A 15,132-nucleotide genomic window follows, 5' to 3' on the forward strand; every position below is an offset into this window, starting at 1 on the left:
TGCTCTGCTACATTCACCAAACATGGAAAAACGGAGAAGGGGTAAAAATAGTGAATAATGCTATTCATGCTGTACCGATGAATGAGCTTGAAGCAATGAAAAAAGGAATAAATGATCTTTATGCGCTGGTTGCAGAGGAACGTCTACGCAGTGATGCAAATTCAAGAGAACCTACCACCAAAAAAGGAGTATTTGTTGATTCGTTCTTCGATGATGATATGCGTGATCAAGGAATTTCGCAGTCTGCAGCGATAGTAAACAAGGAATTAATTTTACCAATAGATGTAACGATTGCTGATATTGATGGAGGAGAAAAAACTTATTTGTTGCCGTATGAACTTGAACCGGTACTGGAGCAGCTTTTACAGACCAAAGGAGAAAAGATCAATCCATATCAAGCTTTTGATCCAGTCCCGGCACAAATTACTCTAAATAAAAATATAGATCACTGGACAGAGGTTACCACGAATTGGAAAAGTCCAGTAACGAGAGTATTTAATGTTAAAGAAACAACAGAGCTGCTGTCAAGTACTTCGTATGAAGCTGAATTTATGAGAGAAGCGGTACAAGATTTTGAAATTGAAGGTTTTGAGCCAAATGAGAGGCTTAAGGAGATAAAATTTGACGGTATGAGCATTCAACCTACAGCATAAAAAAGATGTTAACAGCTAACAACCAAGGAAAATTAAAGGGAAAGATAAAAATCCCAGCAAACATTCCAGCAGGTACTAAATTAGTACAGTTTTATGGGGATAAAGGAAGCTATGGAGAGACAACTTATACTGGTAAAAAAACTATTACCATAGAAGAAAGAAGAAGAGTTATCGCAGCAAGACGAGTTGATCCATTAGCGCAAACATTTACGCTAAATGAAAGTAGGCACATAGGAGGTGTGGAGCTATGGTTTATAAATAAAGGCAAAAAACGTGTTGTTGTTCAGACTAGAGAAACAGCAGTGGGAATGCCCTCACAAACTGTTATCGCTGAAAGCTATATTGAGCCAAAAGATATAAAGGTAGATGGTACAGCAACACGTATTACTTGGTCACCAGTGTTTTGCCATGCAGGACAAGAGTATGCAATAGTGCTACTCACTGATGATGCAGATACTGCAGTAAAAATAGCAGAACTTGGCAAATATGATGCAGTAAATAGTAGGTGGGTAACAAGTCAACCATATCAAGTAGGAGTATTACTCTCATCAAGCAATGCAAGTACGTGGACACCACATCAAAATTTAGATTTAACGTTTCGATTACTAGCTGCAAAATTTAGCGAACTTTTTCACCTTTTTAATCTTGGCAAAGTCAATGCGAATAACGTATCAGATTTAATAGTTTTAACAAATGTTGAAAAAGTAGCATTTGATACCAATGTAGAATTTATTTTAACAGACGAAGAGGGAAGAGAAAACTTTCTGTCTGATAATTTGCCACTTGCATTGCGTGAAAGATTATCTGGAGAGCTAACGGTAAAAGCAAGCCTAAAAGGAGGGCAAGAAAAAAGTCCAGTTCTTTATCCTGGGTTACAGTTAGTTATGGGTAATCTTTCAGAGTCTGGAGATTATGTAACTAGGAGCATTACCGCAGGATCCAATACTAAGGTTACCATAACGTATGATGCATTAATACCTGGCACTGCAGATGTAAAATCATATGTGGAACAAAGCGCTAAAGGGGGAGAAAAATGGCAATTAGTAAATTTAACATCAGGAAAACCAATTGGAGAAAATTGGGTGGAGAGAACTCATGTGCTATCAAACTTTAATGGCAATGAGACAAGGATAAAATTGGTTTTAAGTGGAACGGTTATTTATCGTCCTAAAGTCAAAAATTTGCGAGTGATTATTACTTGAATCAATGCCAAATAACCAAAGCAAACGAGGATATACACTACCACATCCAGAAAACATTGCAGTGGAAGATGTAGTACGTATTCGAAGAGCTATAGAAAAAATAGATGAAGATATTACCGAAAGAGAAGATAAACATAATCAACTAAAAAATAATTTTAAACGATTTAGATTTGAAACTTTTTTGAATTTTTGGGAATGAAAGAAGCAATATACCAAAGGATAAAGGATTTAGCAGCAACCAGCACACCTGATCAACTTGCATATCTTGCAAAATCTCTGGAATTGATAGCAGATAAAAAAGCTATTGCCAACGTTGTACAGATGACTGAAGTAAAAGGGATAATTGATACACTACAAAAAAGACTTAAGGATTTAGCGGTAAATAGTACTCCAGATCAGCTTGCATATCTTGCTAAAGCATTGGAATCAATAGTCGACAAAAGTGCGGTCTCTGAAATTGTACAAATGACAGATCGTAAGCTAAAAGAACTTCTTGATAGTGCAAGAAAACACTTAACTGATCTGGATAATAAAAAAGCTAGTTCTTTAGCAGTGATCTCTGAATCAGAGAAGCAGTTATTAAAGAGAATTGATGAAAAAGGAATAACAAATTTATCGCTACTTGATACGAGAAAGAATGCCAATATTGCAGCAATAAACAGTGTTGGCAATGATCATAAAGATGGTCTAAAAGGTTTAGTGAATAACTTCCGTACTGTTAATGATGTGCCAAGCGGTTCATCGATCATGAAAGAAGTAAGAAATCGTCACATGATTGAACCTGGAGCATTACCTTTTTTATTTGGTGTACTAAGTAGAAAAAATAATTACTTTGGTCACGGAACTTTTACAACTGAGCTTGGTCAGTGGAGTAGTGATATAACAAAAACAGACTATATGTTACAACTACTAGCAGGTACTCACACATATGATACAAGCTATGTTAGTTTTTATCTGCCAAGACAATTGTGCTTTTTAGAGGGAAGTAAAGGTACATTTATCTATGGAGAATCATACCCAAGATTCATGTATGATGGATTTTCTGAGCAATTCAATATGCTGAAATACCCTTATGCTGCACTGGGAGTAATATTCGTAAAAAACACAAGCAATGTAGATATAAGTAAAACTATAAACTTTGTTGGATCTGCAATGTGGTATAAAGATGAAGTTAATTATGGGGGAGCAGGATTATTTATAGGTACACCTGATAGAACTAATACAAGGAAGTCAGAGATTTCGAGAATTACTTGGACACGTATTTATCAGCATGAAATTAGCAGTTCTGAATTTATTGGATTAGGTAACATAATCATTCCAGCAGGAAAAACCGTTACAGTGTTACTTTATACGTCATCCAATCTTCACTCAGAAGGTGAAAGAGTTGGTGAGACACCTGAGTTCTTTGCAAGTGAGCATGCGTATAGCACAATCTATGGTCAATTTATACAGTGGGGAATATACAATTTTCGCAGCAATTTTTTAACTACAGGGCTTGAGGTGGACGTAGAGAGGACGCTAAGAGCTTGGCAATGTCCAGGGTTAGATGCAACATATAAACTTTGGCATTAAAAAAATATATAAGTTGAAACCAAAATACTTGTATCTTTCACTACGTAAGATATTAGAGCTTAAAAACAAGCCATAGGCACCAAAGAATTTTTATTGGTAAAAAAAGTTACTATTTAACAAAAGAGTATTAAACGAAGTGAAAAGAATATTCAAGAAGACTTATTACAAAATGCGTAGTTTTCTATATTTTCTAGTTTTTGTCTTTATTTTAATAAATATACTAAATCTTAAAAAGTAGTAATCAAAAGAAAATCAAAGAGTTTTCTTAACAATTTTAAAAAGCAAGTGAAGAATTCTTTAGAAAGTTTATAATAGCTATGACAGAACAATTTTTACATGGGGTAAATGTTATTGAGGTTACCTCAGGGACAAGATCAGTGCGTACAGCTAAATCATCAGTGATAGGTGTAATTGGTACTGCACCTGAAGCCGATGAGCAAAAATTTCCGCTAAATAAACCAGTGTTAATTGCAGGAAGCTTAAAAGAAGCGGTAAAACTTGGCAAAAAGGGGACTCTTTTTTCAGCAGTAAATGGAGTATTTTCCCAAATTGGTGCAACAGTAGTAGTTATTCGAGTTAAAGAAAGTGAAAACAGCGATTCAAAGCTCAAAGAAAGTGAAACTATCCAAAATATAATTGGCGGTGTTGATAAAGAGACTGGAGAGTATCAAGGGATAGAGGCATTCCTCAGTAGTGAAAGCATAGTTCATATTGCTCCAAGAATATTAATTGCACCTCAATTTACTCACCAACTACCAGAAGATGGCAAAAATTCAGTGGTTTCAGCATTAATTCCTATAGCAGAAAAATTAAGAGCAATTATTGTTGCAGATGGACCAAATACTAATGATGAAGAAGCAATCAAGTGGAGAAAAAGTGTAGGTAGCTCAAGAGTTTATATTATTGATCCTTGGGTTAAGGTACTTATTGAAGAAGAAATTTTGCCAGCAAGCCCGTTTGTAGCTGGTTTAATAGCGAAAGTAGATAGCGAACAAGGATTCTGGCACTCACCTTCAAATAAAGAAATAAACGGTATTGTTGGAACAAGCAGGCCTATTGATTTTACGCTCGGTAATACAAATTGTAGAGCAAACCACTTAAATGAAAATGAAGTAACAACGATAATTCATCAAAATGGCTATAGGCTTTGGGGAAATAGAACATGTTCAAATGATTCGAAATGGGCTTTTCTGTCAGTGAGGCGTACTGCAGATTTAATCAATGATAGTTTACTTCGAGCTCATCTATGGGCAGTTGATCGCAATATTACCAAAACTTATATAGATGATGTAATTGAGGGGGTGAATTCTTATCTTGCGCATCTGAAAGCACAGGGGGCAATTATCAGCGGAAAATGTTATGCAACACCAGAACTCAATACGCCGGCAAACATTGCAAGTGGAAAAGTGTTTTTTGATTTTGAGTTTACACCGCCATATCCAGCAGAACAGATTACTTTCAGGTCACATCTTGTGAGTGGTACAATATTATAAAAATGGGAGAAAGAGATGTTACCGAAGATTTTAAAGAATTTTAATGTATTCGTAGATGGTCGTGGTTATGCAGGAAAAATAGATGAGATAACCTTGCCGAAGCTCACCATTAAAACTGAGGAATATAGAGCTGGTGGTATGGATATTCCAGTAAATATAGATATGGGGATGGAGAAACTTGAAGCAGATTTCACTTTTTCTGAATACGATACAGAGCTCTTTCGGCTATTTGGGTTGATAAATGGAAATTCGGTATCTTTGACGCTAAGAGGAGGATTACAAGGCAGCGGAAACAATGATATTGAAGGAGTAATTATCAACCTTAGGGGCATATTCAAGGAATTTGATTTTGGTAGCTGGAAACCTGCTGAAAAAGCCACTCTCAAATGCACGGTAGCTGCCCATTACTATAAACTTACGATAAGTGGCAATGAGCTGATAGAAATCGATGCTGAAAATATGATGAGAAAGATAAATGGTGTTGATCAAATGGCCTTGCTGCAAACGATTTTAGGGATTTAATGGAATAGATGGATGCCTTTTTATACAACCACTTTTTTATTGAAAAATTACTAATAATACTGTATAATTATTAACGTTTTTTAGGCATTTTTGCTATGGCTTTATCTAAATTTCTCGATCCTAAAAATGATATAGCATTTCGTCGTATCTTTGGTACAGAAAAGAATAAAGACATCCTCATTCACTTCCTCAATGATATTTTGAATTTTACTGGCAAAAATGCAATACAGGATATAGAGTTCTTAAGTACTATTCAAGATCCTGAGATTGCCTCTAAAAAGCAAAGTATTGTTGACGTGCTATGTAGAGATTCAACAGGAGTGCAATGGATAATTGAGATGCAGGTCGCTAAAACCAAAGGCTTTGAAAAACGAGCTCAGTACTATGCTGCTAAAGCCTATTCAAGACAAGCTGACAAGGGTGATCAATACCATGATCTTAAGGAAATTATTTTTATTGCTATAGCAGATTGTATACTGTTTCCTGATAAGTCTGAGTATAGATCAAAGCACACTATTCGCGATGAAGATACTAATGAACATGATCTAAAAGATTTTTACTTTGTATTTATTGAATTGCCTAAATTTCCCAAAACTAAAGAAGATCAGCTTTCAAATATAGTTGAGAAGTGGGTATATTTTTTTAAGTACGCTGACGAAACAGGTGAAGAAGAGCTGGAAAGGATAATAGGAAGTGACGTAATAATCAAAAAAGCTTATGAAGAGCTAAATAGGTTCAACTGGTCAGAAAAAGAATTTATAGCCTACGAACAAGAGGTCAAGCGTATTCGTGATGAGCAGGCTGCTCTTGCTCAAAAACTTGATGATGCCAAAAAAGAAGGAAAGATTGAAGGAAAGATTGAAGGAAAGATTGAAGGAAAGATTGAAGTTGCAAAAGCGATGTTGACTAATAATGTTGATATTAGCACTATTGTCAAGTGTACAGGTCTTTCTGTCGATGAAGTTCAAGAATTAATCCAAGTTGAGGAAAAATAAACCCTATTATCATTTTTATATTGAGAAATTTAGTATAAAGGGTCGTTAATCAAACACAAAAACTATAGTAAAAAAAATTAGTTATGTAAAAGCCAAGCAGACTTTTATTTAATTAATTTTTAAGGAGGAACATGCAAGCTATAACACTTAATAACCCAATTACAGTTGATGGAATTTCTGTCTCAGAACTTACCGTTAGACGTCCAAAAGTTAGAGATTATCTTGCAATTGAACGCTTAAATGGTAGTGATCTAAGTAAAGAAGTCACTCTGACAGCGAACTTAACATCAGTGGCAAAAGAATCAATTGAGGAGTTAGATATTGCTGATTATGTTAAAGTACAAGAGGTGCTCAAGGATTTTTTTTCACCAGTTATTCAAAGAACTTGAGGTCAGAAGTATTAATGTTCAGCTCTGTTGTAGGAGGCGGAGTTGAACAAATACTTGATATGGAGATTAGTGAATTTATTTTATGGAGCAAATTAGCTAGGGAGTTCAAATGTCAGTATTATCGATAAAAATAGGTGCAGTACTTGATGGCAGTTTTAATACTGTAATAAAGGGCAGTAGTAGTCAACTTACTCATCTTGGTGAGAACATAAGAAAGCTTGACTCATCTTTAAAATCAGTATCAAAATTTAAGCAGTTGGGTAGTGATGTTTTGACTAGCAGGAGGTCGTGGAAGGGCTTTGAAGATCAAGTAAAATCTTTAGCTAAACAAATGAAAGCAATAGAGAAACCGAGCAAAACTTTAAAAGCTGAATTTGATAAAGCTAAGTTTTCTGCAACAAAAGCAAAAGAAGCATATTTGAAAAAGAGAGATGCTTTGCATTCATTTAATGAAGAAGTAAGGAAAAGTGGAAGAAATATTAAGTCATTAGTAAGTGATCAATATAAACTTGGTTCTTCTATTGAAGTGCTAAAAGGTAAGTATGGTAAGCTTGGGTCTGCAATACGTAGTCACCAAAGTTTTTTAGCAAGCAAAGCACATTTTAAGTCACAAATTATAGAGACTATTGGACTAGGTCTTTCGTTTGCAGCACCAATTAAAGTTGCAATTGATTTTGAAAGTGCTATGGCTGATGTTAAGAAAGTAGTGCAATTTGCTGAGGATGAGGCAGCTCACAATCAAGGAGCCGCAGAATTTGGTCAGACATTAAAGGAACTATCCCGTACGATACCACTGTCGGCTGCAGGGTTAGCTCAAATTGCTGCAAGTGGTGGACAACTTGGTGTAAAAAAAGATGATCTGATTAAGTTTACGACAACAGTGGCTAAAATGTCCACAGCATTTGATATGTCTGCAGAGCAGGCAGGTGATTCCATAGCTAAACTTGCCAATATCTATGGAATAGATGTAGACAGGATGGAGTGGGTGGGTGACATTATAAATCACTTATCAGACAAGACTGCTGCTAAAGCAAAAGATATGGTTGAAGCTCTAGCAATAGTTGGTGGTACTGCAAACCAGTTTGGCTTTGGTATTAAGGAAACAAGTAGTTTAGTAAATGCCTTTATTAGCTTAGGTAAACAACCAGCAAAAGCAGCAACTGCAATAAACGCTCTACTTAGTAAACTCCAGACTGCTGAGGGACAGAGCAAAGAGTTCAAAACAGCATTAGAAGGCATGGGAATAGCTGCAGAAGAAATGGTACAAAGGATTGGTGAAAATAGTCAAGGCGCACTACTTTATTTTTTTGAAACTCTGGAGAAAGTAGATAAACAGGAACGTTCTCAAATTCTTCTCAACCTCTTTGGTCAAGAATATCAGGATGACGTTGCGTTACTAGTTGGAAGCCTAAAAAATTTTAAAGAGGCTATAACTCATGTAGCTGACGAAAAAGAATTTGAAAAATCCATGCAAAAAGAATTTAACAATCGTGCAGCAACCACAGCAAATAATTTACGATTACTGAGAAATGCAATAGCAGAAGTAGGAATGAATTTGGGCTCAGTAATGCTACCTCCTTTAAAATCGGTAAGTAGTCTTTTAAGAGAGATAACTAACCCCATAGCTCGATTTGCAGAAAAATTTCCAGTTATTACTACAGGAATAATGAGTACCATAGCAGCACTAATAGGTCTTAAAGTTCTAGTAGTAAGCGGTGGTTATGCATGGAATTTAGTTAGAGGTGGAATGCTTGCTTTCTCGGTTTTTTTGCATGGAATACTGAAGCCAGCATTAATATCATTATCAACGTATGCTATTCCAGCAGTAATTACTGGACTAAGTTTTTTAAAAGCTGCAACTCTGAGCTTAGCAATGAAAGCTTTTCCTCTACTGTCATCAGCTCTACCAGCAGTAATCACAGGACTAAGAGCAATAACACTTGCTGTAATGAGTAACCCGATTGGATTTTTGATAGCAGGTCTTGTTACTGGTGCAGCTCTTGTTATAACTAACTGGCAAAAGGTAAAAGACTTTTTCTCTAACTTTTGGCAGTATATAAAATCGATAATAAAACCCATCGGAGAGATGTTCTCATGGATGGGAAATACTGTTGGTAGTATATTTGGAAAATTTGCTGAAAATAGTCCACTTAAAGAGTTTGAAAAAAGAGAAAGTGTTGTTACTAAAATAAAAGCAGTCCATACTCCCCTAAAGAGTAATATTCTCAACAGTGGAAATCCTTTGCTAAGTAACAGTATAATTAAAGAATTTTCCAAGAGAAATCAGAATAATTTCAGAATCAAAAGCCTTATTGAGGAAAAAAAATCCACAGAAAATGATAGGATATTTGCAGATTTTGCAACGAGTAAATTTGAAAACAAAGAACAGAAAACTATGAATCAAACTCAGAACATCACTAATAATTACACTATCAGCATTAAAGCAGAGCCAAATCAAGATATTCGTAATCTTGCAAATGAAGTAATAAAAAGAATAAGAGAAAAATCACGTGATGTTATGTTCGATACGGTAGATCCCATTTACTGATGCTATCCCTTGGTCCATATAAATTTACTCCGATAAGTTTGAAATATAGCAAAGAGAAGCGTTGGAGTGTGGTTGAGTGTATTGGTAAGCAATTACTACAGAATATTGGCCAGGGAGCAGAAAATATAGATTTAGAAGGAGTAATTTATCTTCATAATGGATTAGATCAATTAAAGAATATAAAAGAGGCAGAAAAACCTCACACTTTAGTTGATAGCATGGGAAATGTTTTGGGGCAATTTGTAATTACTCGCTTTGAAGAAAAGCAAACATCATTTTTCTCTTGTGGATTGCCAAAAAAAGTTGAATTCAGTTTAAGTATGAAGCGTTATTCATGACTATATATTACTTAGCAAAAGAAAATGATATGTTAGACTATATTTGCTGGAAGCACTATGGATTTACTTCAGGAGCAGTAGAAATAGTATTAGAAGAAAACCCTGGACTTGCGGAATATGGAAGTTTTTTACCGGCAGGACTGAAAATTAAGCTGCCTATAATTGAGAAACCTCTACAGAAATCAACCTTGAAGATTTGGGGGTAAGATGCAACCAGAGTTTGTCATTGAAGGGTATGAATTAGCAAAAGACCTCTTGGTGTCAATGCATGTTACTGATGAATCAGGGACTATAGAAGATATAGCTGAAATATGTGTCGATTACAGGGATGATAACATAAAAGTTCCAAAAGAGCTAAAGATTGCTTTGGGATATAGAGAAACAGAGGTACTACCCATAGGTATATATAGAGTCAATGAAATTACAGTACAAAGTCCACCAAAAACCTTAATAATCAAAGCTCATGCAACAAATTTGATGATATCGCTAAAGGAAAAAGTATCCAGAGAATGGCACCAGATTACGTTAGGTAATTTAGTCAAGGAAATAGCAAATAAACATGGATATGGATGCAAAGTTGCTGAGGAATTTAAAGACATATTAATACTACATATTGACCAAACTGAAGAGAGCGATATAAGTTTGTTGACTAGAATAGCTATAGAGCGCGAAGCCATGGCAAAACTGGCAGGAGGGTATATATTGTTTATTCCAAAAGGTGCAGCAAAGTCAGCAACGGGAAAAGCTTTAGGAACGACAACTATTAGACCTCAAGATACAATTAATTGGAAAGTGCATTTTACTGTACGTGATAAATACAATTCAGTAGTAGCGAAATGGCATAACTATGAAAAGGGAGAGACTATATCGGAAAGAGTAGGTAGCGGTGAACCAAGTTACGCTATACAAACAGTTTACTCAAATGCAGAATCAGCTTTAAGCTCTGCAAATGCCAGATTTAAACAACTACAGCGTAACAATGAGAATCTAGAGATGACAATACCAGGTAATCCAGAGTTATGTGCAGAGGCAAAACTTAATCTTGTAGGGTTCAATCAGGATATAGATGGTGAATGGGTAATTGATAGAGCAGAACATATTTTAAATAGCTCAGGATATCGTACTACATTATCAGCTTCTTTGAGTAATTATGTTTAAGAGAAAATAAGTACATTGTTGATTTAATGCAAAAAAAATGCCGAACATGAGCAAGAAACAAGCTACATTGTGGTTTATAGTGGTCATAGTATGTGTTGTTATTACGTATTACTATCAAAAACCCAAGGCTGCTGAGGAGTATCAGAAAATGTTAGAAGTAGCAGCTAAGAACTGTGACTTAGAAACTGTGAAATCATTAGTAAAAAAAAGTAGAAGTGATTCAAGTATTAGTGAAAAGGCATTATATTATGTTTCAGAGAAAGGATGCTTAGAAATTGTTACATTTCTATTAGATGAAGGAGTAGATATAAATATTAGCTTAGCACTACTTGGTGCTGCTGACGGTGGTCAATTAGAAGTTGTAAAACTTTTGTTGAAGAGAGGAGCCAACCCTTATATTAGAGGTTGGAAAGAACAAACTCCAAGAGCTAGAGCATTTAAAAGATCATTTTATTATAGAGATAAACCTTACAGAGAAATTATAGACCTGCTTGATCAGGCGGAAAAGCAATATAAGTCAGAGAAATAAAATTATAGTTATTTTCTCACAACACGCAGTACAAATTTTCAATAACACAAATTATGAAAAATCAAAAAATCCCAATTACGGTAATTATTACCATATTAATCCAAACCGTAGCATTGATATGGTGGTTATCCAAGTTAGACTCAAGGGTACAATTTCACGATAAACTTATTGAATATGGTTTAATGGAAAAAGTGTTAGTACTTGAGGAAAGGGTAAAAAATCTTTCTGAAGAATTAGATGAGTTTAAATTGCAGGTTTTAAGCGGAAAAATTAAATCTTAATATCCTTACCTAAATTCATAATGATTAAATATATTTTATCCGTTGACGGAGGAGGCATAAGGGGCATAATACCAGCCATAATATTAGCAGAAATAGAAAAAAGAACAAGAAGAACTATAGCTGAAATCTTTGATTTAGTGGCAGGAACCTCAACCGGTGGAATTGTTGTAGCGGGATTATGTAGAAAAGATGAACGAGGAAATCCCCAATATTCAGCAAATGATTTAGTTGAGCTTTACCAAGAATACGGGTCATATATTTTTAAATCTTCATTCTTCAGGAGATCAATATTATCTTGGTTTAACTGTGCACAATATCCACATAAAAATATTGAGTATGTACTTCATAAATATTTTAGCGATGATATCCTTAAAAACACTTTAAGTAATATGTTGATTACGAGTTACGATATTCAGAATAACTGCCCATTTTTCTTCAAAAGCTGGAAAGAAGGTAATATTAAGCTAAAAGATGCACTCAGAGCTGCAACGGCTGCACCTACTTATTTCATACCAAAACATCTAAAAATTGACCAGATAAACAGAGTATTAGTGGATGGCGGGGTGTTTGCCAATAATCCAGCGGCTTGTGCATATGCAAGTGGTAAGAGGTTATTTCCAAATGATGATATTCTACTGTTATCGATAGGTACTGGCAGAACAGATAGAAGCATAGAGTATGCCAATTCAAAGAGATTTGGAAAAATAGGCTGGATAAAACCTTTGTTAAATGTGATGTTTGCCTCTGGACTGGACTGCGTAAATTATCAGATGAATCAAGTAATAGGCAATAGATACGTAAGAATACAATCGCAATTGAAGCTAGCGTCGGCTGACATGGATAACATTACATCAAAAAATATCAAATTTCTTCAACAGGAGGCAAATGCAATGATAGAAGATAATCAGAAAGTGATAGAGAAATTCTGTATAGAAATATTAAATATATAACTATTCCCTCTAATATTTTAATATATTATTTATGAGTCAGTAAACTACTGAGGTTTTTAATCCAGGTTAAGTTTTGAAAGCATAATTTTCAAGCTCCTCAATAGATAAATCTGTTATTTTAGAAATAGCATCAATAGAAACGTCCAACATACGTAAATTATTCGCAACTTTTATTGCCTCTGCTTTGTAAATCTTTTCTTTGTAAACTTGCTTTCTTTGCGATAAAAATTCTACCCATATATCCAGTTCATCTCGTGATTCTTGATTGTCAATTTTTTTAGACTCTCTCACCCAACTTAATAGCTCGTTTTCTGCTTTATAATTATCTTCTTCTTTCTTCATCAGATCTTCAGGATTAACTGATAACTTTTCTGCTATTTCCCATAATCTTTCACTTAAAATGGTAACACTACCTTGTTCATAGTGATGTATCTGTGAGGGTCCTATATCTAGCTCTCTTGCTAAATCTTCTTGAGTATATCCTCTTATTATTCTCCATTTTTTTATCTCTTGTCCTTCGTTTGAATGCTCAGAGCCTTTTTTCTCATCATATTCATCAGTTGATAAACCAGTTGCTCGATAGATAATATCATTATCAAACCCCACTTTCGCTAAGTTCTTGGCTATGCTTACCCTTGCAGCTTTTACATTATTTTCCTCTTCAGCTTGAATAAACCCAGTCAAGTCCCGAATCAACTTGCATGACTCTTGTCCCTTTATTTTTGCTATAAAGTTGTATATCCATTCTTTATTAAAAGAACAATTTTCTCTCAGTACTTTTTGTCTAGGAAATAAGCTACCAACATGAACTGATAATGCTTCCGCTATAACTTTTAATTTTTTAATTGGAATGCCACATGTTCCTTTCTCATATCTTAGCAACATATGATACTTTATACCTGTTTTCTCTACTAGATCTTTTAGGGTATACTTTTGTTTTAGCCTCCAGCTTCTTATTTTTTGTGCTATTTTGTATCTTGCAGGGCTAATGTTCTTTGTATTATTGTTCACTATTTTTGCGGAAATAAACATATATACCCTGCTAGAAAATTTTTTGCTATAGCTTAACTTTATTGAGGAAAAGTTTCCGATTGTTTAAAGCTTTCGAGAGGTTTCTTTACTACCTCCACACACCCTATCAACCCATGATAATGCTTCATTATTACTAATCGCCTTTATTTCTTCTTTTACCTTTTCTTTACTCCACTTACCACTCCTAGGGAAACTTCCTTTTTCTACCGCTTCTGTGACCGTCATTCCTCCAAAAAAACACTCTTTTCCTATATTTTCCCTTCTCTTTTGTAGTTCAGACCACATTTCTTTATCTGCTACTCTGACCTCTACTTGACTGTCATTTTCCGCATTATGGTACACTACAATTTTTAGGCTACCAATACTTGTAGGAAATGTTATCTCAAAAGCACTATTATCAGACACATCAACGTAATTCCTCTCACCTTCTTTTCCACTTCTAACCTCAACCTTACTATTTCCTATTTCTATAACATCACCTCCTAATTTTACCTCTCCTATGGTTAATCCTAAATGTTTTGTACCTTCCAATACTCTTGCAACATCTACCTTACTATTTTCAGAAAATTTCATAAAAAATGTCTGATTGTCTATTTCCACATTTTCTATGATTCCTTCATTTTCAATAGCACTTTCACCAATTTCTCTCAGTTCTTTAAGCCACTCATCTATCTGTGGACGAATCTCTTGATACAGTTTGTTATGCATTTCAATTATTCCCTTATCCTGCAATAGATCGTAACTGAATATCGCTCCATTTAGCATCAATTCACATATTATGTCTTCCTTCTCATTTTCTTTGCATTTGATTGAAGCCATTTTCGATATTACTCCATTAGCAAAACTCTTCTGTCCTTCACTATACGCATTTATCCTAATTCCAGCACTTAGTGCTTGATCTATCACTTTGTTCAGTTCATCTACGCTTTTTACCTTTACTACTCTACTTTTAAACCACCTCAATTCTGCATTTTCACTTGCACTTAGCTCTATCTTGCTTAAGGTTGGAATAAACGGATTTTGACGATTTGAAGATTTTGTGTTATGAACCTCACGTCCTTCTCCAAGATTGATTGATTTTTCAGAAACATCGCTAGGGGAAGGCACACCTTCAGGCTTCTCAAACCTGCTTTTATCACCAAATATTTTTGGTTTATTATCGGTCTCGTCTACAAATATAGGCTGCTGATTTTTTTTGCCAGTACGACTTATACCTTCAATAGCACTATATAGTCCTTTTGGTAATTTTTTAGAATCAATGATTAACTCATAAGTATTTCCATCTGTATCATCAAATGATACTGTTTTTTTAGTAGTCATATAGCCTCCTATTAAGCATGTTATTCAAGTCTAAAGAGCAATTTATTGCTTTATAATTAACTTAATACGCAAATTATAAAAAGATCTTATATATTCTGCAACTATTTATACTAAAAGAATAGCTTTTTCAGGACTTTTATTCTTTAACTA

17 protein-coding genes are annotated in these 15,132 nt (G+C 34.7%); 15 read left to right on the forward strand and 2 right to left on the reverse strand.

Features of this window, described 5'->3' with window-relative positions; translation table 11 throughout:
* From BVG17_RS08535 to BVG17_RS08605, 15 genes are all read left to right on the forward strand, one after another.
* On the forward strand, window positions 1–653 hold a 653-nt coding region (locus BVG17_RS08535), incomplete at its 5' end, for a DUF4815 domain-containing protein (RefSeq protein ID WP_143688993.1).
* Window positions 654–658: 5 nt separating this feature from the next.
* Window positions 659–1,855 (forward strand): hypothetical protein, encoded by a 1,197-nt coding sequence (locus tag BVG17_RS08540; protein ID WP_006015576.1) that lies wholly within the window; start codon window positions 659–661, stop codon window positions 1,853–1,855.
* Between the two features lie 4 nt (window positions 1,856–1,859).
* Window positions 1,860–2,054, forward strand: a complete 195-nt coding sequence (locus BVG17_RS08545) for a hypothetical protein (protein WP_006015580.1) — start codon at window positions 1,860–1,862, stop codon at window positions 2,052–2,054.
* Complete coding sequence (locus tag BVG17_RS08550; protein WP_143688981.1) at window positions 2,051–3,427, forward strand: hypothetical protein; 1,377 nt, start codon at window positions 2,051–2,053, stop codon at window positions 3,425–3,427. Before BVG17_RS08545 ends, BVG17_RS08550 begins: the two co-directional genes overlap by 4 nt.
* 317 nt (window positions 3,428–3,744) lie before the next feature.
* On the forward strand, window positions 3,745–4,920 hold the full coding sequence (locus BVG17_RS08555; protein ID WP_010405438.1) for a phage tail sheath subtilisin-like domain-containing protein: 1,176 nt from the start codon (window positions 3,745–3,747) through the stop codon (window positions 4,918–4,920).
* 15 nt (window positions 4,921–4,935) lie between these two features.
* Window positions 4,936–5,442 carry a phage major tail tube protein gene (locus tag BVG17_RS08560; protein WP_006015599.1) on the forward strand — a complete coding sequence of 169 codons (507 nt, stop codon included), beginning with the start codon at window positions 4,936–4,938 and terminating at the stop codon, window positions 5,440–5,442.
* A 95-nt stretch (window positions 5,443–5,537) separates the two neighbouring features.
* Window positions 5,538–6,437, forward strand: coding sequence for an Rpn family recombination-promoting nuclease/putative transposase (locus BVG17_RS08565; RefSeq protein WP_063631161.1), 900 nt, complete (start codon window positions 5,538–5,540; stop codon window positions 6,435–6,437).
* A gap of 131 nt (window positions 6,438–6,568) precedes the next feature.
* Window positions 6,569–6,826 carry a phage tail assembly protein gene (locus tag BVG17_RS08570; RefSeq protein WP_006015605.1) on the forward strand — a complete coding sequence of 86 codons (258 nt, stop codon included), beginning with the start codon at window positions 6,569–6,571 and terminating at the stop codon, window positions 6,824–6,826.
* A 109-nt stretch (window positions 6,827–6,935) separates the two neighbouring features.
* Window positions 6,936–9,374 carry a phage tail tape measure protein gene (locus BVG17_RS08575; protein ID WP_143688982.1) on the forward strand — a complete coding sequence of 813 codons (2,439 nt, stop codon included), beginning with the start codon at window positions 6,936–6,938 and terminating at the stop codon, window positions 9,372–9,374.
* Complete coding sequence (locus BVG17_RS08580) at window positions 9,374–9,712, forward strand: phage tail protein (protein ID WP_063631167.1); 339 nt, start codon at window positions 9,374–9,376, stop codon at window positions 9,710–9,712. The genes BVG17_RS08575 and BVG17_RS08580 overlap by 1 nt, the downstream gene beginning before the upstream one ends.
* Window positions 9,709–9,918 carry a tail protein X gene (locus BVG17_RS08585; RefSeq protein WP_063631168.1) on the forward strand — a complete coding sequence of 70 codons (210 nt, stop codon included), beginning with the start codon at window positions 9,709–9,711 and terminating at the stop codon, window positions 9,916–9,918. The genes BVG17_RS08580 and BVG17_RS08585 overlap by 4 nt, the downstream gene beginning before the upstream one ends.
* A 1-nt stretch (window position 9,919) precedes the next feature.
* Window positions 9,920–10,870, forward strand: a complete 951-nt coding sequence (locus BVG17_RS08590; RefSeq protein WP_143688950.1) for a phage late control D family protein — start codon at window positions 9,920–9,922, stop codon at window positions 10,868–10,870.
* A gap of 46 nt (window positions 10,871–10,916) precedes the next feature.
* Window positions 10,917–11,399 carry an ankyrin repeat domain-containing protein gene (locus BVG17_RS08595; RefSeq protein WP_241654220.1) on the forward strand — a complete coding sequence of 161 codons (483 nt, stop codon included), beginning with the start codon at window positions 10,917–10,919 and terminating at the stop codon, window positions 11,397–11,399.
* Between the two features lie 53 nt (window positions 11,400–11,452).
* Window positions 11,453–11,680: a hypothetical protein gene (locus BVG17_RS08600; RefSeq protein WP_143688948.1), complete on the forward strand. Its 228-nt coding sequence runs from the start codon at window positions 11,453–11,455 to the stop codon at window positions 11,678–11,680.
* Window positions 11,681–11,700: 20 nt separating this feature from the next.
* On the forward strand, window positions 11,701–12,630 hold the full coding sequence (locus BVG17_RS08605) for a patatin-like phospholipase family protein (RefSeq protein ID WP_143688952.1): 930 nt from the start codon (window positions 11,701–11,703) through the stop codon (window positions 12,628–12,630).
* A gap of 66 nt (window positions 12,631–12,696) precedes the next feature.
* On the opposite strand, the gene wmk is transcribed toward BVG17_RS08605, so the two are convergent.
* Window positions 12,697–13,662, reverse strand: coding sequence for a WO male-killing family protein Wmk (gene wmk / locus BVG17_RS08610; RefSeq protein WP_017532596.1), 966 nt, complete (start codon window positions 13,660–13,662; stop codon window positions 12,697–12,699).
* A gap of 63 nt (window positions 13,663–13,725) precedes the next feature.
* Entirely contained in the window at window positions 13,726–14,982 is a 1,257-nt protein-coding gene (locus tag BVG17_RS08615) for a hypothetical protein (RefSeq protein WP_143688877.1), read from the reverse strand.
* Window positions 14,983–15,132: the final 150 nt, after the last annotated feature.

Origin of the sequence: Wolbachia endosymbiont of Laodelphax striatellus (assembly GCF_007115015.1) — a bacterium.
Taxonomy (GTDB): domain Bacteria; phylum Pseudomonadota; class Alphaproteobacteria; order Rickettsiales; family Anaplasmataceae; genus Wolbachia.